This is a genomic window from Caulobacter sp. DMC95 (assembly GCF_056313785.1).
The window spans coordinates 83,462-103,931 of sequence record NZ_JBQUZP010000009.1; the positions used below are offsets into that span (position 1 = coordinate 83,462).

At 66.6% G+C, this 20,470-nt stretch carries 19 protein-coding genes and 1 pseudogene; 9 read left to right on the top strand and 11 right to left on the bottom strand.

All coding sequences use genetic code 11. The features are described 5' to 3' along the window. The first annotated feature begins 136 nt into the window (after window positions 1-136). Window positions 137-1,633, top strand: a complete 1,497-nt coding sequence (locus ACT53N_RS18225) for a flavin-containing monooxygenase (protein WP_476065208.1) — start codon at window positions 137-139, stop codon at window positions 1,631-1,633. 75 nt (window positions 1,634-1,708) lie between these two features. Further along, the gene (locus tag ACT53N_RS18230) at window positions 1,709-2,647 is read left to right on the top strand and encodes an oxygenase MpaB family protein (protein WP_476065209.1); all 939 of its coding nucleotides are present in this window, start codon (window positions 1,709-1,711) and stop codon (window positions 2,645-2,647) included. Here ACT53N_RS18230 and ACT53N_RS18235 read toward each other — a convergent pair. The 3 genes and pseudogenes from ACT53N_RS18235 to ACT53N_RS18245 form a co-directional block, all read right to left on the bottom strand. Further along, a pseudogene (locus ACT53N_RS18235) lies at window positions 2,647-2,739 on the bottom strand (hypothetical protein); the annotation flags it as partial. The gene ACT53N_RS18230 and the pseudogene ACT53N_RS18235 sit on opposite strands and share 1 nt — an antisense overlap. 157 nt (window positions 2,740-2,896) lie before the next feature. Next, a complete protein-coding gene (locus tag ACT53N_RS18240; RefSeq protein ID WP_476065210.1) occupies window positions 2,897-3,490 on the bottom strand; it encodes a DUF3052 domain-containing protein in 594 nt (197 codons plus the stop codon). A gap of 4 nt (window positions 3,491-3,494) precedes the next feature. Further along, complete coding sequence (locus ACT53N_RS18245) at window positions 3,495-4,292, bottom strand: crotonase/enoyl-CoA hydratase family protein (protein WP_476065211.1); 798 nt, start codon at window positions 4,290-4,292, stop codon at window positions 3,495-3,497. Between the two features lie 172 nt (window positions 4,293-4,464). Between ACT53N_RS18245 and ACT53N_RS18250 the strand changes: the two genes are divergently transcribed. The 3 genes from ACT53N_RS18250 to ACT53N_RS18260 are packed head-to-tail and all read left to right on the top strand — an operon-like array spanning window position 4,465 to window position 8,372. Continuing rightward, entirely contained in the window at window positions 4,465-4,827 is a 363-nt protein-coding gene (locus tag ACT53N_RS18250; protein WP_476065212.1) for a response regulator, read from the top strand. Window positions 4,828-4,878: 51 nt separating this feature from the next. Then, on the top strand, window positions 4,879-5,493 hold the full coding sequence (locus tag ACT53N_RS18255; RefSeq protein ID WP_476065213.1) for a pyridoxamine 5'-phosphate oxidase family protein: 615 nt from the start codon (window positions 4,879-4,881) through the stop codon (window positions 5,491-5,493). Between the two features lie 26 nt (window positions 5,494-5,519). After that, complete coding sequence (locus ACT53N_RS18260) at window positions 5,520-8,372, top strand: M16 family metallopeptidase (RefSeq protein ID WP_476065214.1); 2,853 nt, start codon at window positions 5,520-5,522, stop codon at window positions 8,370-8,372. A 100-nt stretch (window positions 8,373-8,472) separates the two neighbouring features. Here ACT53N_RS18260 and ACT53N_RS18265 read toward each other — a convergent pair whose 3' ends face one another. From ACT53N_RS18265 to fliX, 3 genes are all read right to left on the bottom strand, one after another. Next, a complete protein-coding gene (locus ACT53N_RS18265; protein ID WP_476065215.1) occupies window positions 8,473-10,077 on the bottom strand; it encodes a M28 family metallopeptidase in 1,605 nt (534 codons plus the stop codon). A 126-nt stretch (window positions 10,078-10,203) separates the two neighbouring features. Then, a complete protein-coding gene (dksA, locus tag ACT53N_RS18270) occupies window positions 10,204-10,632 on the bottom strand; it encodes an RNA polymerase-binding protein DksA (RefSeq protein WP_476065253.1) in 429 nt (142 codons plus the stop codon). Window positions 10,633-10,844: 212 nt separating this feature from the next. Continuing rightward, a complete protein-coding gene (gene fliX / locus ACT53N_RS18275) occupies window positions 10,845-11,279 on the bottom strand; it encodes a flagellar assembly regulator FliX (RefSeq protein ID WP_310209637.1) in 435 nt (144 codons plus the stop codon). Between the two features lie 230 nt (window positions 11,280-11,509). Here fliX and ACT53N_RS18280 point away from each other — a divergent pair, with 230 nt between their 5' ends. The 3 genes from ACT53N_RS18280 to flbY are packed head-to-tail and all read left to right on the top strand — an operon-like array spanning window position 11,510 to window position 13,408. Then, window positions 11,510-12,622, top strand: coding sequence for a flagellar basal body P-ring protein FlgI (locus tag ACT53N_RS18280; protein WP_476065216.1), 1,113 nt, complete (start codon window positions 11,510-11,512; stop codon window positions 12,620-12,622). Further along, window positions 12,622-12,954, top strand: coding sequence for a rod-binding protein (locus ACT53N_RS18285; protein WP_476065217.1), 333 nt, complete (start codon window positions 12,622-12,624; stop codon window positions 12,952-12,954). Before ACT53N_RS18280 ends, ACT53N_RS18285 begins: the two co-directional genes overlap by 1 nt. Window positions 12,955-12,958: 4 nt before the next feature. Beyond that, complete coding sequence (flbY, locus tag ACT53N_RS18290) at window positions 12,959-13,408, top strand: flagellar basal body protein FlbY (protein WP_476065218.1); 450 nt, start codon at window positions 12,959-12,961, stop codon at window positions 13,406-13,408. A 2-nt stretch (window positions 13,409-13,410) separates the two neighbouring features. Here the strand turns inward: flbY and ACT53N_RS18295 are convergent, their stop codons facing one another. The 5 genes from ACT53N_RS18295 to ACT53N_RS18315 all read right to left on the bottom strand — a co-directional run bounded on the left by ACT53N_RS18295 (window position 13,411) and on the right by ACT53N_RS18315 (window position 17,280). Next, on the bottom strand, window positions 13,411-14,040 hold the full coding sequence (locus ACT53N_RS18295; protein WP_476065219.1) for a class I SAM-dependent methyltransferase: 630 nt from the start codon (window positions 14,038-14,040) through the stop codon (window positions 13,411-13,413). A gap of 16 nt (window positions 14,041-14,056) precedes the next feature. Further along, window positions 14,057-15,316 carry a DUF3422 domain-containing protein gene (locus ACT53N_RS18300; protein ID WP_476065220.1) on the bottom strand — a complete coding sequence of 420 codons (1,260 nt, stop codon included), beginning with the start codon at window positions 15,314-15,316 and terminating at the stop codon, window positions 14,057-14,059. A gap of 61 nt (window positions 15,317-15,377) precedes the next feature. Next, window positions 15,378-16,985, bottom strand: a complete 1,608-nt coding sequence (locus ACT53N_RS18305; RefSeq protein ID WP_476065221.1) for an ABC-F family ATP-binding cassette domain-containing protein — start codon at window positions 16,983-16,985, stop codon at window positions 15,378-15,380. Then, the gene (locus ACT53N_RS18310; protein ID WP_476065222.1) at window positions 16,942-17,055 is read right to left on the bottom strand and encodes a hypothetical protein; all 114 of its coding nucleotides are present in this window, start codon (window positions 17,053-17,055) and stop codon (window positions 16,942-16,944) included. The genes ACT53N_RS18305 and ACT53N_RS18310 overlap by 44 nt, the downstream gene beginning before the upstream one ends. Before the next feature lie 63 nt (window positions 17,056-17,118). Beyond that, window positions 17,119-17,280, bottom strand: coding sequence for a hypothetical protein (locus tag ACT53N_RS18315; protein WP_476065223.1), 162 nt, complete (start codon window positions 17,278-17,280; stop codon window positions 17,119-17,121). 268 nt (window positions 17,281-17,548) lie between these two features. Here ACT53N_RS18315 and uvrA point away from each other — a divergent pair, with 268 nt between their 5' ends. Next, complete coding sequence (gene uvrA, locus ACT53N_RS18320; protein ID WP_476065224.1) at window positions 17,549-20,455, top strand: excinuclease ABC subunit UvrA; 2,907 nt, start codon at window positions 17,549-17,551, stop codon at window positions 20,453-20,455. Window positions 20,456-20,470 lie beyond the last annotated feature (15 nt).

Sequence of the window (20,470 nt, forward strand, 5' to 3'; positions counted from 1 at the left end):
GGTCCCGGTTGACGTTCGGTCAAAACGGTCGTTTGTTGGTGAACAGCGTTCACATAAGCCGCGTCGGGTCAACCGTCGGGCGCACGCGTTGGGACCATGGAAGCGCGCCGCGCTTCCCAAAGGGGGCGGGACACATATGGCCATGCAGCATGTCGACGTACTGATCGTGGGCGCGGGACTTTCGGGGATTGGCGCGGCCTATCACCTGCAAAAGCACTGCCCGGGAAAGACTTACGCGATCCTGGAAGGACGCGAGGCGATCGGCGGCACCTGGGACCTGTTCCGCTATCCCGGCATCCGCTCCGACAGCGACATGTACACCCTGGGCTACAGCTTCAAGCCTTGGAAAGCGGCCAAGGCCATCGCCGACGGCCCGTCGATCCTCGACTATGTGCGCGAGACCGCGCGCGAGAACGACATCGATCGTCACATTCGCTTCAAACATCTGGTCAAGCGCGCCAGCTGGTCCACGGAGACCGCAACCTGGACCGTCGAGGCCGAGCACAACGGCAAGCCCGTCACCTTCACCTGCCGCTTCCTGCACATGTGTTCGGGCTACTACCGTTATTCGGCGGGCTATACGCCGGACTTCGCCGGGACCGACCGCTTCAAGGGCCGCATCGTCCATCCACAGCATTGGCCCGAAGACCTCGACTACAGCGGCAAGAAGGTCGTGGTGATCGGCAGCGGCGCCACCGCCGTCACCCTGGTGCCGGAGATGGCCAAGACCGCCGCCCACGTCACCATGCTGCAGCGCTCGCCGACCTATGTGGTGTCGCGCCCGGCCGAGGACGGGATCGCCAACTGGCTGCGCTCGAAACTGCCGGCCATGACCGCCTACGGCATTACGCGCTGGAAGAACGTGATCTTCCAGCTCCTCTTCTTCAACCTCGCCCGCAAGAAGCCCGAGAAAACCAAGGAGCGCCTGCTGAGCATGGTGCGCGAGCACTTGGGTCCTGATTACGACGTCGAGACCCACTTCACGCCGCGCTACAATCCCTGGGACCAGCGCCTGTGTCTCGTGCCCGACGCCGATCTGTTCGACGCCCTCAAGACCGGCGCGGCCTCCGTGGTCACCGACCACATCGACAGCTTCACCGAGACCGGCATCCTGCTGAAGTCCGGCAAGACCCTGGACGCCGATGTCGTCGTCACCGCCACCGGCCTGCAGCTCCAGCTGCTGAGCGGCATGGAGGTCGTGGTCGACGGCAAGGTCGCCGACCTGTCGCAGTCGATGAGCTACAAGGGCATGATGTTCAGCGACGTGCCGAACCTGGCCTCGGTGTTCGGCTACACCAACGCCAGCTGGACGTTGAAGGCCGACCTGACCAGCGAATATGTCTGCCGCCTGCTCAACCACATGGACCGCACCGGCGCCGACTACTGCGTGCCGCGCCTCGACGGCGAGGTGGACGCCGCGCCGTGGCTGGACTTCTCGTCGGGATACATCACCCGTTCGATCGGCCAGTTCCCCAAGCAGGGCACGCGCAAGCCGTGGAAGGTACACCAGAACTATGCGCTGGACCTGATGACCCTGCGCATGGGCAAGGTCGAGGACGGGGTGATGCAGTTCGGCCGCAAGACCGGCGCGGCCGCCAAGGCGAAGGCCGAGAAGGTGCTGGAACCGGCCTGATCGGGTTGGCAGGGTCGCAGCGGTTCAGTTGCGGTCCGCCTCCTGAGCGCCGAGATTGCAGCGCAAGGAGCGCTGATGGCCCGCCCATCCACCTATCTCGGCTGGAAGATCGACTACGCCAACCCGCCCCGCGAGCCCGCCTTGCTGGACCCCGGCTCGATGCACTGGCGTGTGTACAAGAACCCGATCGCCCTGGCGGTCGGGGGCGTGGCGGCGGTGCTGCTGGAGTTCGCCGAACCGCGCATCCGGTCGGGGGTATGGGACCACTCGACCTTCAAGGCCGATCCTCTGGGCCGGGCGATGCGCACCGGGACCGCCGCCCTGATCGGGGTCTATGGCCCGGCCTCGGCGGCGCGGCGGGTGATCCAGGGCGTCAACAATATGCACGCCCGCGTGTCGGGCGAGACGCCGGGCGGCGAAGGCTACCGGGCGCTGGACCCCGACCTCTTGAACTGGGTCGCCGCCACGGCGGTTTATGGCTTCGTCACCGCCTATGACCGGTTCGTCGAACCGCTGACCGAGGCTGAGAAAACCCGCTTTTATGAAGAGGCAGCGCCCGTCGCCCATCTCTATGGCGCGACGGTCTCGCCGGACTCGGAGGCCGCGTTCATGGCGATGCTGCAGGCGCTGTCGCCACGCTTCGAGCCGCATCCGATCGTCGATGAATTTCTACAGACGATCGGCTCCGGCAAGGCCGCCCCGGCCGTGCCGAGACCCCTGCACCGCGCTCTGGCGCGAGCCGCCGTCTTGCTTCTGCCGCCAATAGTGCGGCGCAAGCTGGCGTTGGGGCGTGAATACGATCTTACCTGGACAGACGCGGCCGCCCTGAAGGCCGCTGGCAAGCTGGCCGACCGGATCGCGATCAGAAGCGCCCCACCCTGCCAGGCCAGCGTTCGGCTGGGCCTGCCCTACGACTTCCTCTATCGGAGCGAGGCGGAGCAGCGGCGACTGCTAAGGGCTTTGCAGCGTGGGCTCGCTTCCGGCGTCGCCGCCGATGTTTCCAAGGTCCGCTAAGGGCGAAGAGCAGCCTCCAGCCTACTTCTGGAAACCCGACCTCCCCGGCGAATGCCGGGGCCCAGATCGAACCCACCGAGGCTTACTCGCAAGGCGCGGCGGCTGAGCGCGTCATCCCTAACCGCCCCGGATGAATCTGGGCCCCAGCATTCGCCGGGGAGGTCGGGATAGATGGACGTGAGGCTGCATATTTGAACCTCCTTTTTGGGTCCGAACAGCCCCCAGCGTCGTCCCCTTAAGCCGCTGCCTTTACCCGCCCTTGCGCCGCACGAACCGCAGCGCCGTGTGCGTACTCGAGAACCCGCAGACCTTGGTGTCCGAGAACCCCAGGCCGCGCGCGGCGCCGAGGATGTCGGTGTCCTTCAGCGGCGCGCCCTTGCCCTTTTGCGAGACGACCCAGATCGCGCCCTTGTCGGCCAGCGCGCCCTTCCAGTCGTCCATGCGGTCGAGATCAGCCAGGTCCTCGGCGGCCAGGAAGAGGATGTCGATATCCTCGTCGGCGTCGACCGGCTCCACCCGGCTCGAAAGCTCTTCCAGGAACACCTCGTCCTCAACCCCGTCGATCACCACGGTCATGCCGGGCTTCACGCCCAGCTTGTCCAGGCGCGAGGGCGGGTTGAGGATGGCGTACACCCACTTGTCGGCTTGGCCGGGATCCAGGGTGAAGCGCGTGCCGTCGCTCAAGACGAGATCGTCGCCCTCGGCGCGGACGTTCTTCAAGGCGTGGCCCTGATAGATGCCGCGCACCGCGCCGCGGAAGATCAGCTTGGGCGGCTCCCACAGGAGCTTGCCCTCGCTTTCGCCATCGCTGAGCTGACCCCAGGCCCGCGCTTCCTTGCCCATGACCTCAGGCGCCCTTGAAGACGGGGCTGCGCTTTTCGAGGATCGCCTCGACGCCTTCCATGTGGTCCTCGGTGTGGTGGGCGATGGCCTGGGCCGCCGCGCTCATTTCCATCAGGGTGTCATAGCTGGCGGTCTGGCCGTGCTTGAGCAGGCTTTTGGCCATGCGCAGAGCGTGCGGCGGTTGCTGGGCGATCCGTTGAGCTAGGGCCAGGGCCTCGCTCATCAGGTCGCCGGCAGGGACCGCCTTGCTGATCAGCCCCCACTCGGCGGCCTTGGCGGCGTCGATGACGTCGCCGGTGAAGAGGAGCTCGGCGGCGCGGCTCATGCCGATGGTGCGCGGCATCAGCCAGGCCCCGCCGTCGCCGGGGATCAAACCAAGCTTGAGGAACGTGACGCCGAAGCGGGCGGTGTCGGCGGCGATGCGGATGTCGGTCATGCAGGCCACATCGCAGCCCAGGCCGATCGCCGCGCCGTTCACCGCCGCGATCGAGGGAACCTCCAGGCCGTAGATGGCGCGCACGATGCGGTGGATGTTCTTGCGATAGCCGTCGCGCACCTTGACGCCGTTGCCGCCGAACGCGCCTTCGCGAGCCTTCATCGCCTTGACGTCGCCGCCGGCCGAGAACGCCCTGCCGGCGCCGGTCAGGATCACGCAGCGGATGTCTTGGTCGTCATTGATCGCCTCGCAGGCCGCCGCCACCTGATCGCCGTCGCCCGGCGCGCCCAGCGCATTCATGGCGTCAGGGCGATTCAAGGTCAGGATGGCGATGTGACCACGCTTTTCGGTGAGGATCAAAGACAAGGGGCGCTCCTGCTAAGGCTTGTTTTTCCCTTCCATACCCCGCTTTAAGGCCCAAGGCAGCCGAAGCGATCGAAAAGACGGGCGCTTTTCATCAGATCACGAAAACGCGACTAGCGCGCCGCATCAAGACCACATTCAAGTAAGCGTTGGGACGACGGAGAAGGCTGCGGCGATGACCGAGCACGAGAAGGCCCGACACGTGTTGATCATCGAGGATGAAATCCTCGTCGCGTTCGAGGTCGAAGCCCTTCTGGCGGAGCAGGGCTTTACCAGTTTTGACATCGCCGACAGCCCCGGCGACGCGCTGGCCCTCGCGCTGGCCAATCCCCCCGACCTGATCACCGCCGACTACCGCATCGTAGGCGGCACCGGCGTCGAGGCCGTCGAGGCGATCCAGCGTCAGCTCGGTCAGATCCCGGTCGTCTATGTCACCGGCAACGCCGACCAGGTGCGCGACGGTCTCAAGCCCGTGGTCGACAAGCCGATCTCGCCGCGACATCTGGCCGAGGCCTGCGCGCGCGCTTTTGCAGCCTGAGTTGTCGCGCCCGCCAGAGCCTCGTAGAAGCGGGGCTGCGGGGGGGATGCGATGAACGAGATCACGACCGTCGAGGCGCTTGAGGCCCTGTATCAGCCTGCGCCCGTTCCGGCTTCGACCGTCAAGGTCACCGACCACATCACACCGCACTACGCGGCCCTGATCCAGGCGTCGCCGTTCGTCGCCTTGGCGACCGTGGGCCCGGAGGGCCTGGACTGCAGTCCGCGTGGTGATCTGCCCGGCTTCGTCCGCATCGCCGATCCGCGCACCCTGATGCTGCCAGACCGGCGCGGCAACAACCGTCTGGACAGCTTGCGCAACATCGTACGCGATCCCCGCGTAGCGCTATTGTTCCTGATCCCAGGCTCCGGCACGACCTTTCGAGTCAACGGCCGCGCGGTGTTGAGCGCCGATCCGGCCCTGCTGGACAGCTTCGCCGTGGACGGCAAGCCGCCGCGCACCGTGACCGTGGTCACCATCGAGGAAGCCTATTTCCAATGCGCCCGCGCGATCGTGCGCTCCGGGCTCTGGACGAAGGAAAGCCAAGTAGACCCCGGGTCTCTTCCAACGCCCGGCGCCATGCTTGCGGCCGCCACGGGCGGCGAGATCGGCGGCGAGACCTATGATCGCGCATGGCCGGAGCGGGCGGCCAAGACTCTCTGGTAGGCGCAAGGGTCAAACTGCGACCCCTGATGCTTGCCATCCCCCTAAACCGCAACCTACGGTGCGCTCGCTCATCGGGGAGCGCCCTCCAAGCTGGAATCACCATGAAGAAGCTGTTCGCGTCCGCCGCCATCGCGGCCTTTGTCGCCGCCTCGCCGGCGCTGGCCGCCGCACCCGCCAAGGCCGCGCCGCCGAAGGCTGCGGCCAAGGTGACGGGCGCCATGCCGTCCGCCCTGCCGAGCATCGACATCCCCCACACGACCTTCAAGCTGTCGAATGGCCTGACCGTCATCGTCCACGAGGACCACAAGGCGCCGATCGTCGCGGTGAACATCTGGTATCACGTCGGCTCCAAGAACGAGCCGGTGGGCAAGACCGGCTTCGCGCACCTGTTCGAACACCTGATGTTCAACGGCTCGGAGCACTTCAACGACGACTGGTTCAAGGCGCTGGAGAAGCTGGGCGCCACCGACATGAACGGGACCACCAACGAGGACCGCACCAACTACTTCCAGAACGTGCCGACGGCGGCGCTGGACCAGGTGCTGTGGCTGGAAAGCGACCGGATGGGCTGGCTGGTCAACGCCATCGACAAGGCCAAGCTGGATGAGCAGCGCGGCGTCGTCCAGAACGAGAAACGCCAGGGCGAGAACCAGCCCTACGGCCAAGTCTGGGACATCATCACCGAGAGCACCTATCCCAAGGATCACCCGTATGGCCACTCGGTCATCGGCTCGATGGCCGATCTCGACGCCGCCTCGCTCGACGACGTGAAGACCTGGTTCAAGAACTACTACGGTCCGGCCAACGCCACGCTGGTTCTGGCTGGCGACATCACCGTCGCGGAGGCCAAGGCCAAGGCCGAAAAGTACTTCGGCGATATCCCTTCGGGCCCGCCAGTCACGCGCCAGAAGGAATGGATCGCCAAGCGCAGCGGCTCGCAGCGCGCCGAGATGCAGGATCGCGTGCCGCAGACCCGGATTTACAAGGTGTGGAACACGCCGGGCTTCGGCGCGGCCGACACCGACTATCTGGACCTGCTGGGCGAAGTGCTGGTCTCGGACAAGACCTCGCGTCTCTACAAGCGCCTGGTCTTCACCGACCAGACTGCGACCGCCGTCAGCGCCGGGGTTAGCCCCAGCGAGATCGGCGGCCAGTTCCTGGTCACCCTGACCGTCAAGCCCGGCGGCGATCCGGCGGCCGTCGAAAAGGCTTTTGACGAAGAGTTTCAGCGCCTGCTGCGCGATGGACCCACGCCTGAGGAAGTGGCCAAGGTTCGCACCAACAACCTCGCCAATGTCGTGCGGGGCGCCGAGCGGATCGGCGGGTTTGGGGGCAAGTCCGATATTCTGGCTCAAAACCAAGTCTATTTGGGCGACGCCGGCGCCTATAAGCACAGCCTGGAGCGCGTGAAGGCGGCCAAGGCCTCTGATCTGGTCGCCGCTGGCCGCCGCTGGCTCAGCGACGGCGACTTCACCCTGACCGTAAGCCCCTTCCCCAACTACAAGGCCGCCGCCGTCGGCGCCGACCGCAAGGCGATGCCCGAAGTCGGCGCCCAGAAGCCGCCGAGCTTCGTGAAGCTGCACCGGGGCGTGCTCTCGAACGGCCTGAAGGTCGTGCTGGCCGAGCGTCATGAGACACCGCAGGTTCAACTGAGCCTACTGTTCGACGCCGGTCAGGCGGCCGAGAGCGCCGGCAAGGCCGGCGTGTCGTCGCTGGCGGTCGGCATGATGACCGAAGGCACCACTCAACGCGACAACCTCACCCTGAGCCGCGAACTGGCCCAACTGGGCGCGTCGGTGCGGACGAGCAACGGCCTCGACACCTCGACGGTCTCGCTGAACACCCTGACCACGACCCTCGATCCGGCCTTGGCGCTCTATGCGGACATTCTGCGTAATCCGGCCTACACGCCGGACGACCTGACCCGCCGCAAGCGCCTGTCGATCGCCGGTATCCAGCAGGCCAAGCAAAACCCGAACGCCATGGCCTCGCGGATCCTCCCGGTGCTCACCTATGGCCCATCCAGCCCCTATGGCGTGCTGTCGACGGAGGCCAGCGTCGGCTCCATCACGCGCGACGACCTGATCGCCTACCAGAAGGCCTGGCTGCAGCCGAAGGACGCCACGCTGATCGTTGTCGGCGACACCACGCTGGACCAGATCATGCCGAAGCTGGAAGCGCAGCTCGGCAGCTGGACTGGCGCCCAGGCCAAGGCCAAGCCGCCGGTGACCGCCGCCCCGACGAAGGGCGCGGTGTATCTGATCGACAAGCCCGGGGCTCAGCAGTCGATGCTGATGGTCGGCAACCTGGTCGCGCCGCGCGATCCGAGCGACGAAGCTGCGATCGACGTCATGAACACCCTGTTCGGCGGCGATTTCGTCTCGCGCCTGAACATGAACCTGCGCGAGGACAAGCACTGGTCATACGGCGCCCGCAGCCTGGTCACGGGCGCGCGGGGCACGCGCCTGTTCATGGCCCTGGCGCCCGTCCAGACTGACAAGACCGCCGAGTCGTTCGCCGAAGCCCGCAAGGAGCTTTTGGGCATCATCGGCGACAAGCCGGTCACCGCAGCCGAACTGGCCAAGGCCCAGAACAGCCTGACCCTGTCGCTGCCCGGCTCGTGGGAAACCGCCGCTGGCGTCGGCGGGTCGATCTCGGAACTGGTCAACTTCAACCTGCCCGACAGCTATCCCGAGAACTACTCGAACTATGTTCGCTCGGTGACGCTCGACGCCGCCACGGCCGCCGCCAAAAAGGTGATCAAGCCCGACGAATTGGTCTGGGTCGTGGTCGGGGATCGGGCCAGCGTCGAGCCCAAGCTCAAGGCCATGGGTCTTGAGCCTCGGAACATCGACGCCGACGGCAATCCGGTGAAGTAGGTCACGGACGCCGGCCCTCCCGCGCAGAGGGGGCCGGCGCGCTACAAAAAATGGCCCCAGGATCCTGGGGCCATTTTCAGTGAGCGGAGCGCGAGGGAGCCTACTTCCCGGTCGCGAACCGCCGGAAGAAGCTGTTCGGGAGCCACTGCGGACGCTCGGGCGTGTTGGCGATCTCGCTGATCAGGGTCGCCATATAGGCGTTGAACCGCACCGCCGTCGGGAGATCAAAGGGCTGGGAGAGATCATCCTTCGGCCCATGATAGCGCTCGGCGCGCCATTGGCGGTCAGCCGCCGCTTCTGGCGACCCGACCGGATGCGCCAGACGGCCGGCCAGGGCCGGGACGCCGGTCCGGATAAAGCTGTACTGATCCGAACGCACGAACGAGAGTTGGTTCGGCGCCGGATCGGGCATGACGGTGAAGCCTTGGCTGGCGGCCGCGCGGCGGGCGACAGGCCCCAGCGTCGATTCCTCCTCGCCCATCACGATTATGTTGGTCGCCGGACGCGACGGCATGAACATGTCCATGTTCACATTGGCGACGATAGCGGACTTGGCCACGGTCGGCCGCTCGGCGAAATACTGCGAGCCCAGCAGCCCCTGCTCTTCAGCGGTGACCGCGACAAACAGGATCGAGCGCTTGGGCGGCGTCCCCGCCTGCAAAGCCGCGGCCTGCTCGATCAGCGAGGCCACGCCGCTGGCGTTGTCCATCGCCCCGTTATGGATCGCATCCCCATCGATGGCGCCCCCCACGCCCAGGCCGTCGAGGTGAGCGGTGAGGACGACATATTCCTTAGACAGGACGGGGTCCGAGCCTGGCAGCAAGGCGACGACGTTCGGCGATAGGGCCGAGGTCGTCTCGCGCGCCACTGTCGCCTTGATGCTCTGGTTCAGCGCGAAGCCGGGCAGCGCCTTGCCGGCGTCCGCCAGGACCAGCAGGTCTTCCAGAGTCCGCCCCGACGCGACAAACAGCTTGCCTGCATGCGCAGGGTTTATGGCGGCGGTAAAGAACTCGCCCTTCACCGGGTTCAGCGCGGGATCAGCAAGCCGCATGGCCGGTTCGGTCGCGCGAAGCTTGGAGCGCGCCCATGGGATCTCGACCTGCTTGGGATTCTGGATGGAGATCAGGCCAACGGCGCCGGCCTTCTCAAGCGACTCCCAGCGTTCCCGAGCGGCGTGAGCGCGCAGCGAGGCTGGAACGTTCGATGGGCCGCCGCTCAGCACCACCGCGACCTTGCCGCGCAGATCGACGCCGGCGAAGTCATCGTGTCCGGCTTCCGGCATGTGCAGACCATAACCGATGAAGACCAGCGGCGCGTCCGGAAGACTGGCGGGTTGGGCGATCCGGGCGGTGAGCACCAGATCTTCCCCCAGAACGAGCGGCGCCGACACGCCGGCCGTGGTCAAGGTTACGGAGGAGCGATCCGGGAAGACGCGCTGCACGGCGAACGCCACCGATTGCAGATAGCCCTGCGTCCCAGCGGGTTTCAGGCCATGGGCGGCGAAGCGGTCGGCGACATAGGCCGCAGCGCGGTCGTAGCCGGGCGTGCCGGCCAGACGTCCCTCCATGTTGTCGTCGGCCAGCACCTTGACGTGCGCCCACCAGCGCTCGGTCGCGGGCGTCTCTCTGGCACAGGCGATAGAAGCCGAACCGGCGGCGACAAGGGCGGCCAGGAGGGCCAAGCGATACGAGGAGCGTTTGGTCATGGCCTAACTTTCCGAAAGCTCGCCGTCCCTGGCAAGAGCCAGCGCCCAAACAAAAGCGGCCCGGGCTCCCCGCCCAAGGCCGCTTGAAACACATCAGTCGCCCCTAGGGGCCAGCCAGATCAGCGCTTAGTCGTCGCGGTGGACGCGTTCGCGGCGCTCGTGGCGTTCCTGGGCCTCGACGCTCATGGTCGCCGTCGGGCGAGCCTCAAGTCGAGCCAGGCCGATGGGCTCGCCCGTCTCCTCGCAATAGCCATACGAGCCGTCCTCGACGCGGCGCAGGGCCTGGTCGATCTTTGAGATCAGCTTGCGTTGACGATCACGGGTACGAAGCTCAAGAGCCCGGTCAGCTTCCGAGGACGCACGATCGGCCAGATCGGCGTGGTTCTCGGTTTCTTTCTGGAGGTGAGAGACAGTTTCGCGAGATTCGCGGAGGATCTCTTCCTTCCAAGCCAGCAGCTTTTGCTTGAAATACTCAAGCTGCCGGTCGTTCATAAAAGGCTCGTCCTCGGAAGGACGGTAGTTGGATTTCTCTACTAGAACTTCGGCCGTTTGCATTAACGCCTCACGCCCCAATGAACTCAGCCCTCGAAGGCCGGGTGCTTATACCAAAAGGTGAGCCGCGTTCAATGAACCTCGCGTGAGCGGCGCGTTCAGGGGAACACTTTCGCCCGCGGGCACCAAAAGCGCGACGATGATGCAGAGAAAACGCGCGAGCGGACCGAGCGTGGCATGGAGATCGTGCGGTTCGGATCTCCCAGCAAGCCATGCTACCCGGCCCGGACCTGCAGCTTGGCCAGTTCGACAGCGGCGCGGGTCTCGATCTCGTTGAGAACCCCCTCTAGGCGGGGGTCGTCGGTGGCGTCGCGTTGCTCGCGGATGGCGCGCGAGAGGCGATCCAGCGCGCCATGCGAGATCTCGCCGTCGATCAGGGCTATGCGAACCTCGCCCAGGATGTCCAGGATGTTGTCGGCGCGGCGCACCGCCCGCTTGCGGCGTTCCAGCGGGCCGCCCACCGGGCCTGCGGCCTGCAGGGCGAGCAGCGCATCGACCGATCCGACGCCCGTCAGGCCGCCCACCGAAGCGGTGCTGGCCGCGCCGCTAGCGGCGTTGACAGAGGGCAGCGAAAAGCCTGACGAGCCACCGGCCGGCTTGGCCCGCGACGCGCCGGTCGCCGAGACGCCCCCCGTGCTGGAAACCTTCATCCGACAGCTCCACAAGCCAAGCGCGCGAGTCACTGACCTCGCCACCCGCATCACTATCAGCCCCGGCGCTTGAAGTATGGTTAATGCCGGGCAGAATCTGCCGCGAGGCGCCGACTATATGGTCGCCAATCGCGGAATCCCTTGAGTCACAAGGGCTTGGACACGCTGAAGAAACTGGCCCGCTTCTGGCATGGGGCGGCGCGGGGACGTTTCCCCGCCACGGGACAGCCATGCCGCGTTCATTCTTTCGCACCGTTCTGACCGCCCTGGTCGCCGCGTCTTGCCTGGTGGGCGCGCCCGCCCTGGCCAAGTCGCGGATCAAGGACATCGTCGCCTTCGAGGGCGTCCGCGAGAACCAGTTGATCGGTTACGGCATCGTCGTCGGCCTGAACGGCACCGGCGACAGCCTTCGCAACGCGCCGATGACCAAGCAGAGCCTTGAGGCCATGCTGGAGCGGCAGGGCGTCAATGTCCGCGACAACAACCTGAACACCAAGAACACCGCTGCGGTCATGGTCACGGCCAACCTGCCGCCGTTCTCGGCCTCGGGTTCGAAGGTCGACGTGACCGTCTCGACCCTGGGCGACGCCAAGAGCCTGCTGGGCGGCACCCTGCTGGTCACCAGCCTGCAAGGCGCGGACGGTCAAACCTACGCGGTCGCCCAGGGCACGGTGCAGACGGGTTCGGTCTCGGCCGGCGGCGCCTCGGGCAGCTCGGTGACCAAGGGCGTTCCTACGGCCGGCCGTATCGCCGGCGGTGGCGTGATCGAGCGCGAGACCGGGTTCCAGATGGTCAATATGGACATCATGCGCCTGACCCTGCGCAATCCGGACTTCACCACCGCCCGCCGCATCGCCGACGCCATCAACGCCAAGTTCCCCGGCTGCGCCCAGGCCCAAAACCCCACGATCATCGCCACCCGCCCTCCCCCCGGCATGGACATGATCAGCTTCATGACCAACATCGAGAACCTCACGGTCGAACCCGACGGTCCCGCCAAGGTGGTGATCGACGAGGTGGCCGGCGTCATCGTCATGGGCGACGACGTGCGCATCAGCCAGGTGGCCATCGCCCAGGGCAATCTGACGATCACGGTCCAGGAGACCCCCGGCGTCAGCCAGCCGGCCCCGTTCAGCCAGGGCCAGACCGCCGTCGTTCCGCAATCGACGGTCAATGTCGAGGAGGAGAAGGGCAAGAAGCTTGTCACCCTGGGCGGCGCGCCGTCGCTGAAGAGCCTGATCGGCGGTCTCAACGCGCTGGGCGTCACGCCGCGCGACATGATCTCGATCCTGCAGGCGGTGAAGGCCGCCGGCGCTCTGCAAGCCGATATCGAGGTGATGTGATGAGCGCCCTCTCCGCCCTGACCAGCACCCCGCGCATCGACGCCGCCGCGGTCACCGCCAAGCAACTGGCGATGTCGGCCGAGGAAAAGGCCAAGCGCGCCCAGATCGCCGAGACCGCCAAGACGTTCGAGGCCTCGTTCCTATCGGTGATGACCCAGCAGATGTTCGAGGGGGTGAAAACCTCCGCGCCGTTCGGCGGCGGCAACGGCGAGGCCATGTTCAAGTCGATCCTGACCGATGCGATGTCCAAGGAGATCGCCAAGGCCGGCGGCGTGGGCCTCGCCTCCACCATCCAGCGCGAAATGCTGAAGCTTCAAGGCCTGAAGGAGTAGAGTCATGGCCATCGCCGCCGTCGACGCCGACGATCGCGTCCATCAGTTGATCCTGCTCACCGAGCGCCTGACCGACCTGATCGCCAAGCAGGCCGTCGCCTTCGAGACCCACCGTCCGCACGACGCGGCCCAGTTCGTCGAGGAGGCCTCGAAGCTGGCCAATCTCTACCGGCATGAGTCGATGCGGGTGCGGGCCAATGTGGGCCTCGTCGAAAGCGCGCGCCTGGAGCTTCGCCAGCGCCTGATGCGGGCGACCGAGGCCTTCGACGCGGTCCTCGCCCGGCAGTCGCGCGCCGTGGAAGCCGCCAAGATCGTCACCGAGGGCCTCGTCCATGCGATCGCCCAGGAAGTCGCCAGCCAGCGCGCCGCGCCGGCCACCACCTATGGCGCCGGCGGCATGGTCAACGACCGCCCGCAGCACGGCGCGGCGATCACGCTGAACCGCAAGGCTTAAGCCTAGATCAGTTCGAAGACGGCGGCCTCCCGGCTCGCGCCGGCAGGATCGCCATAGTCGGTGACGGCATGGCGCGCCACCACCCGCAAACGCTCCGTCGGCAGCGACGCCCGCCAAGGATCGCCGATCAGCACGGCGACGCCGGCCGCGCGGCACCGGCGCAGGAAAGCCTCGGTCCGCGTCGCCAGGTCCAGCGCGTAAAATAGATCCCCGACCAAGACGAGATCGACCTCGGGCGGCTCGCCCTCCAGAAGATCGTTCCGCACGCATCGGACCGCGACGCCATTGGCCTCGGCGTTCAACCTCGCCGCTGCGACAGCATGGGGATCGACATCGACCGCCATGACTTCCGCCGCGCCCGCCAGGGCCGCCGCGATCGCCACCAGTCCCGATCCCGCGCCTAGATCCAGAACGCGCCGCCCCGCCACGACCTGGGGGTAATCCAAAACATGCCGCGCCAGGACCAGTCCACCGCCCCACGGCCGGGTCCAGTAGGGCGAGCCGAAATCAGCGTCGGCTTCAGCCAGACGTGACAGGCCGCTACGCGGTCCGGCGCAATGCAGCCGCACCTCGGGAACGCCGGGCGCGGGCTCCAGCGGCAGACGTTCGCGAATGAAGGCGTCGAGGTCCAAGCCCGGGACTAAGGACCTAGTCCCGCCCACCGATCAACCGCTTCTTGCGGCGATGCAGGCCAGCGGCGGCCACGATCAGGACTAGAGGGACGAGGCCCGACAACAGAAGCTCTGCGGCGCCGGGCCAGCCGTGGAGCCAGGGTTTGAGCAGATAGCCCAGCAGGCCCAGGACGTAGTAGCCGACCGCGAAGATCGACAGGCCCTCGACCAGCCCCTGCAGCTTAGTCTGCAGCTGCAAGCTGGCGTCCATGCCGCGCAAGGTTTCCTGGTTCTGGCGGTCCTGGGCCAGGCCAAGCTTGGTGCGCAGAAGGTCGCCGCTACGCGCGATCCGCAGCGACAGATCATCCAGGCGGCGATCCGCCGCCTCGCGGGTGCGCATGGCCGGCAGCAGGCGGCGGGCGATGAACTCGCTCATGGTCGAATGGCCCGGTACGCGGCGTTCGCGCAGCGCCTCCAGGCGGTCCAGCGTCAGTCGGTGGTACGACTCCGTCGCGCCGCGCCGGAACTGGTTCTTGGCGGCGCGTAGCTCGACCTCGGCCGACAGGATCAGGAGCTGGTCCAGCACCGCCTGGCTGTCATCCCCCTTCGCCAAGCCGCTGGTGATCGCCGCCAACCGTCCCTCGGCGCCGTCCAGCCAGGCCAGCAGTTCCCGCGCCGGTGGGAATCCGATGAGGGCCAGCTTTCGATAATTGCCGATCTCAAGCAGGGTCTGGACCAGCCGCGACACCTCGTCATGGGCGAGGCTGTGATTGGCGACGTGGATGCGACCCGTCCCGCCCTCGCGCAGACGGAAGTCGGTCCAGATCCGCGCCGCGCCGTCGAACACCTCGCACGAGACGCAGCGGTGCAAGTCGATATGACGCCCCAGAGCGGCCTCGGACGCCGGCTCCGCACCGGGCGCGGACACCGAGATTTCAACGCCCCGAAAGACCTCGCCAGGCGCGCCGTACAGCCAGAAGAAGGTGTCTGTCGGCTGCGCCTCGAACCCCAGCGCGTCGCCGAGCGGCCCGTAGGCGAACCAGGTCCATGTCGAGAACTCCTGGTGACGCTCCCAAAGCCAGCCGCCGTTCTCGTCAGCCACCAGAACCCGGCCGAGCGCCGGATCCTGGCCTGGCGCAACCAGGGCGATTAAGGCGGCTTCGTCGGCGCGTTCGGCGGTGTCTACCAGGAACACCCACTGGCGCAGCCGGACCGGCGCGCGGTCCAGCGGCAGCGCCCTCAGATGCATCAACTCGCTTAGCGCCACCCTCAGCGGATGATTTCGACCGCCGTCCATATCGCCCTCGCCTTGCGTCGCGGATCATCGAGTCTCGCTCAATGTTACCGGTCACATAGACTTAGCCAACATCGTTCGCGTCGTCACGCCTTTTGAGCGCGATCCGCCGCTCGACTCCGATCGCATCCAGAAAATCCTCGTCGTGACTGACGACCAGAAGCGCGCCGTCATAGGCCGACAACGCAGTCTCGATCGCCGCGATCGAGTCCAGGTCCAAGTGGTTGGTCGGCTCATCCAGAATCAGCAGCTGCGGCGGCGTCGCGGCGCAGAGTACGCAAGCCAGGGCCGCCCGCAGACGTTCGCCACCGCTCAAGGTCTCCGCCGGCTGATGCGCCGCAGCATTGCGGAACAGGAACCGCGCCAGGGCCGCATGCGCCGCGTTGAGGTTGGCGCCCGGGTTCAGTCGCTGGAAGTTCTCCAGGATCGTCTCGTCGTCGCGCAACAGGGCGGCGCGCTGGTCGAGGAGGGCGAACGGCGCGCCGAGCCGTACCGCGCCCCGCGTCGGCGTCAGGGCTCCGGTGATCAGGCGGATGAGCGTGGTCTTACCTGCGCCGTTCGGGCCGTTCAGCGCCACGCGCTCAGGACCGTAGATCCGCCAGGACAACCCGCCGAGAATGGGCCCGCCGCCCGGCCAGGCGAAGGCGACATCGTCCAGCGCCAGCACCGTCCGTCCCTCGGGCAGGCCGCTGGGCGGAAGCTCGAAGCCAAGCGCTCTGGCCCGCTCCACGCGCGCCGCAGCCGACGCCTTGGCGGCATGCGCCTGGGCGGCCAGCTTTTCGGCGAGCTTGTCTTCCTTGGCGCCGCTGTTCTCGGCCCGCTCGGCCATGGCGCCGAGCAGGATCTTCGGCGTCCCACCCCGGTCTGCGAAACGACGACCGGCGGCGTCTCGACGCGCCTTGCGCTCGCGGGCGACCTGCGCTTCGCGGGTCACGCGCCTCAGCTCGCGCTCGGCATGGTCCAGATCGCGCTGGGCGGCTTCGGCCTCCAGCGCCTTGCGCTCGACATAGAGATCATAGCCCCCGCCATAGGACCGCGCGCCCAGGGAGGAGAGCTCGACGATCCGATCCATGTCGCGCAACAGGGTCCGATCGTGACTGACGACCACCGCCCCGCCCCGCCAACGCGTGAGCAGTCGAGCCACAACAGCGCGAGCCTCGGCGTCCAGGTTGTTGGTCGGCTCGTCCAGCAAAAGAACGTCGGGCGCGGCGAGCAGCAGCCGCGCGAGGCCTGCGCGCGTCGCCTGGCCTCCTGACAAGGAGGCCGCCGGTCGCTCCACCGATAGCCCCGCCAGACCGACATCATCCAAGGCCTGGTCAAGCCTTGAAGGCAAGGTCCAGTCGGCGTCCGCTAGGTCGGCGTCATCGCCTTCGCCACATTCGATCCGCGACAGGCGATCCCAGGCCGCCCCGGCGCCGAGCAGGTCAACCAGACGAGTCTGCTCGGAGAGGTTAGGAAGCTGCTCAAGAACGCCAATTGCGCCGGTCCTGGCGATGGTTCCGGACCTTGGCGCCCGCCCGCCGACGATCAACGACAGCAGCGTGCTCTTGCCCGCGCCGTTGCGCCCAACCAGACCGATACGCTCGGCCCCGATGGTCAGGTTCAGATTTTCGAAGAGAAGCCGGCCGTCAGGCGTGGCGGCGGTGACGGAATCCAGAGTGATGAAGGACATGCGAGCCCACGGTCAGGAAAACGGGAAGGACGAAGCGGTCTTCCGTCTTGCTGATCATGGGAGCCTCCATCGGATGGGAAGGCGTGGTGTCTACGCGCGCGAACAGCGTTCGGCAAGCACCGCGATTAGTGTCCTAGTTCGGCGTCATGGTGTTCAGGACGTAGATCAGAGATCCGATCCCACCGACGAACACCAGCATGTCAATGACGATCGAGCGCGGCTTCGGAGCCTTCAGCGCGTCGAACGCCTCATGCTTGGCTTCCTGCTTCCCGCTTTCGGCGGCCTTCTTGGCCATGAGCGTTCTTCCCTCAACGCCGGGATTCCGCCCGGGCGTGACCGAAGAAACATGCTCAGCCTAAAGATGACGCTTCCAAACAGGGTTTAGGGATTGCGAACGAACGCCGTTCAGGCGCGCACTGCTGACAGTTTCTGTCAGCAGCCGGCGCAGCGCGCGCGCGCGCGCGACATTTGTTCGCATCTTGTTCTTGTGTTAATCCGCGCGTTGAGCCCTACATATAGCCGCTGCGCCGCGACCGATGTCGCGGTCCAACGTTCCGGACATCATGGCTGAGCAACTGAACTTCATCCGCGTTCGCGGCGCCCGTGAGCACAATCTGAAAGACGTCAGCGTCGACATCCCGCGCGGCGAGCTGGTCGTGCTGACCGGCTTGTCGGGCTCGGGCAAGTCGTCCCTGGCTTTCGACACGATCTACGCCGAGGGCCAGCGCCGCTATGTGGAGAGCCTCTCGGCCTATGCTCGCCAGTTCCTGGAGCTGATGAGCAAGCCGGACGTCGATCTGATCGAGGGCCTGTCGCCGGCGATTTCGATCGAGCAAAAGACCACCAGTCGCAACCCGCGCTCAACCGTCGGCACGGTCACCGAAATCCACGACTATATGCGTCTGCTGTGGGCGCGGGTCGGGGTCCCCTACTCGCCCGCCACGGGCCTGCCGATCGAGAGCCAGACCATCAGCCAGATGGTCGACAAGATCACCGCCCTTCCCGAAGGCACGCGCCTCTACCTGCTGGCCCCCGTCGTTCGTGACCGCAAGGGCGAGTACAAGAAAGAGATCGCCGAGTGGCAGAAGGCCGGCTTCCAGCGGCTGAAGATCGACGGGCAGTACTACCCGATCGAGGACGCCCCGGCGCTGGACAAGAAGTTTAAGCACGACATCGACGTGGTCGTGGACCGCGTGGTGACCAAGCCCGACATGGAGCAGCGCCTGGCCGACTCGATTGAGCAAGCCCTGCGTCTGGCCGACGGTCTGGCCGTCGCCGAGTTCGCAACGCTCGAGGAAGGCGAGACCGAACCCAAGCGCATCCTGTTCTCGGAACGCTTCGCCTGCCCGGTCAGCGGCTTCACGATCGCCGAGATCGAGCCGCGGCTGTTCTCGTTCAACAATCCGGCCGGCGCCTGCCCGGTCTGCGACGGCCTGGGCGCGAAGCTGGCCTTCGACGCCGACCTCGTCATCCCCGACAAGGACCGCACCCTACATGGCGGTGCGGTCGCGCCGTGGGCCAAGGGTCCCTCACCGCTCTACACCCAGACCCTGCAGGCCCTGGCGCGGCACTACGGTTTCTCGATGGACGAGCCCTGGCACAAGCTGTCGACTGAGGCCCGCGACGTGGTGCTGAACGGCTCCAAGGGGACGAAGATCAAGTTCGTCTATGACGACAACGCCCGGAAGTACGAGGTCGAGAAGCCTTTCGAGGGCGTGCTGCCGAACCTGGAACGCCGCTGGCGCGAGACCGACTCCAGCTGGGTTCGCGAAGAGCTGGGCCGCTTCCAGTCGGACACGCCCTGCGAGACCTGCAACGGCAAGCGCCTGAAGCCGGAAGCCCTGGCGGTGAAGGTGTCCGGCAAGGACATCGCCGAGGTCTCGATGATGGCGATCCGCCCCGCCCGTGACTGGTTCAGCGGGCTGGAGGATCAGCTGACCGCCAAGCAGATGGAGATCGCCCGGCGGATCCTGAAGGAGATCAATGATCGCCTGCGGTTCCTGGTCGATGTCGGCCTCGACTATCTGAACATGTCGCGCGGCTCGGGCACGCTGTCGGGCGGCGAGAGCCAGCGGATCCGCCTGGCCAGCCAGATCGGCTCGGGCCTCACGGGGGTTCTCTATGTGCTGGACGAGCCGTCGATCGGCCTGCACCAGCGCGACAACACCCGACTGCTGACCTCGCTGCAGGGCCTGCGGGACTTGGGCAACTCGGTGCTCGTGGTCGAACACGACGAAGAGGCGATCCTCACCGCCGACTATGTGATCGACATGGGCCCGGCCGCCGGCGTTCATGGCGGCGAGATCGTCGCCCAGGGCAAGCCGGCCGAGATCATGGCCAATCCCAAGAGCCTGACCGGGCAGTACCTGACCGGCGCTCGCGAGATCGAGGTGCCCGAACAGCGCCGCCCCTTTAGCAAGAAGAAGATGCTGCGCGTCGTCGGCGCCACCGGCAACAACCTCAAAGGTGTCACGGCCGAGATCCCCGTCGGGACCTTCACCTGCATCACCGGCGTCTCAGGCGGCGGCAAGTCGACTTTCACGATCGAGACCCTCTACAAGGCCGCCGCGCGTCGCCTGAACAACGCCAGCGACGCCCCCGCCCCGCACGAGCGGATCGAGGGCCTGGAGCATTTCGACAAGGTCATCGACATCGACCAGAGCCCAATCGGTCGAACCCCGCGCTCGAACCCGGCCACCTATACCGGCGCTTTCGGCCCGATCCGTGACTGGTTCGCGGGCCTGCCGGAGAGCAAGGCGCGCGGCTACGGCCCGGGCCGCTTCAGCTTCAACGTCAAGGGCGGCCGCTGCGAGGCCTGCCAGGGCGATGGCGTCATCAAGATCGAGATGCACTTCCTGCCCGACGTCTACGTCACCTGCGATATCTGCAAGGGCAAGCGCTACAACCGCGAGACCCTGGACGTGGTGTTCAAGGGCAAGACCATCGCCGACGTCCTGGACATGACTGTCGAGGAGGCCGCCGACTTCTTCAAGGCTGTGCCGCCGATCCGCGACAAGATGGAGACGCTCAAGCGCGTCGGCCTCAGCTACATCAAGGTCGGCCAGCAAGCGACGACCCTGTCGGGCGGCGAGGCCCAGCGGGTGAAGCTGTCCAAGGAGCTGTCCAAGCGCGCCACCGGCCGCACGCTCTACATCCTCGACGAGCCGACCACCGGCCTGCACTTCGAGGACACAAAGAAGCTCTTGGAGGTGCTGCACGAGCTGGCCGACCAGGGGAATACCGTGGTCGTCATCGAGCACAATCTCGACGTGGTGAAGACCGCCGACTGGCTGCTGGACTTTGGCCCCGAGGGCGGCGACGGCGGCGGCGAGATCGTCGCGGTGGGCTCGCCCCAGGACGTGGCCAAAGTCGAGGCCAGCTGGACCGGGCGTTATCTGAAGGAACTGCTCGACCGCCACGAGGAGCGCCGCAAGGCGCGGGTGGCCGCGCTTAAGACCAAGCGGGCCTGACGCCAGCCCTTGCCT

Bases quoted from the DNA above. Each gene is read 5' to 3' on its own strand.
- ACT53N_RS18225 (WP_476065208.1), top strand. From the start codon at position 137: ATGGCCATGCAGCATGTCGACGTACTGATCGTGGGCGCGGGACTTTCG.
- ACT53N_RS18230 (WP_476065209.1), top strand. From the start codon at position 1,709: ATGGCCCGCCCATCCACCTATCTCGGCTGGAAGATCGACTACGCCAAC.
- ACT53N_RS18240 (WP_476065210.1), bottom strand. From the start codon at position 3,490: ATGGGCAAGGAAGCGCGGGCCTGGGGTCAGCTCAGCGATGGCGAAAGC.
- ACT53N_RS18250 (WP_476065212.1), top strand. From the start codon at position 4,465: ATGACCGAGCACGAGAAGGCCCGACACGTGTTGATCATCGAGGATGAA.
- ACT53N_RS18255 (WP_476065213.1), top strand. From the start codon at position 4,879: ATGAACGAGATCACGACCGTCGAGGCGCTTGAGGCCCTGTATCAGCCT.
- ACT53N_RS18260 (WP_476065214.1), top strand. From the start codon at position 5,520: ATGCTTGCCATCCCCCTAAACCGCAACCTACGGTGCGCTCGCTCATCG.
- ACT53N_RS18265 (WP_476065215.1), bottom strand. From the start codon at position 10,077: ATGACCAAACGCTCCTCGTATCGCTTGGCCCTCCTGGCCGCCCTTGTC.
- dksA (WP_476065253.1), bottom strand. From the start codon at position 10,632: ATGCAAACGGCCGAAGTTCTAGTAGAGAAATCCAACTACCGTCCTTCC.
- fliX (WP_310209637.1), bottom strand. From the start codon at position 11,279: ATGAAGGTTTCCAGCACGGGGGGCGTCTCGGCGACCGGCGCGTCGCGG.
- ACT53N_RS18280 (WP_476065216.1), top strand. From the start codon at position 11,510: ATGCCGCGTTCATTCTTTCGCACCGTTCTGACCGCCCTGGTCGCCGCG.
- ACT53N_RS18285 (WP_476065217.1), top strand. From the start codon at position 12,622: ATGAGCGCCCTCTCCGCCCTGACCAGCACCCCGCGCATCGACGCCGCC.
- flbY (WP_476065218.1), top strand. From the start codon at position 12,959: ATGGCCATCGCCGCCGTCGACGCCGACGATCGCGTCCATCAGTTGATC.
- ACT53N_RS18300 (WP_476065220.1), bottom strand. From the start codon at position 15,316: ATGGACGGCGGTCGAAATCATCCGCTGAGGGTGGCGCTAAGCGAGTTG.
- ACT53N_RS18305 (WP_476065221.1), bottom strand. From the start codon at position 16,985: ATGTCCTTCATCACTCTGGATTCCGTCACCGCCGCCACGCCTGACGGC.
- ACT53N_RS18310 (WP_476065222.1), bottom strand. From the start codon at position 17,055: ATGGAGGCTCCCATGATCAGCAAGACGGAAGACCGCTTCGTCCTTCCC.
- ACT53N_RS18315 (WP_476065223.1), bottom strand. From the start codon at position 17,280: ATGGCCAAGAAGGCCGCCGAAAGCGGGAAGCAGGAAGCCAAGCATGAG.
- uvrA (WP_476065224.1), top strand. From the start codon at position 17,549: ATGGCTGAGCAACTGAACTTCATCCGCGTTCGCGGCGCCCGTGAGCAC.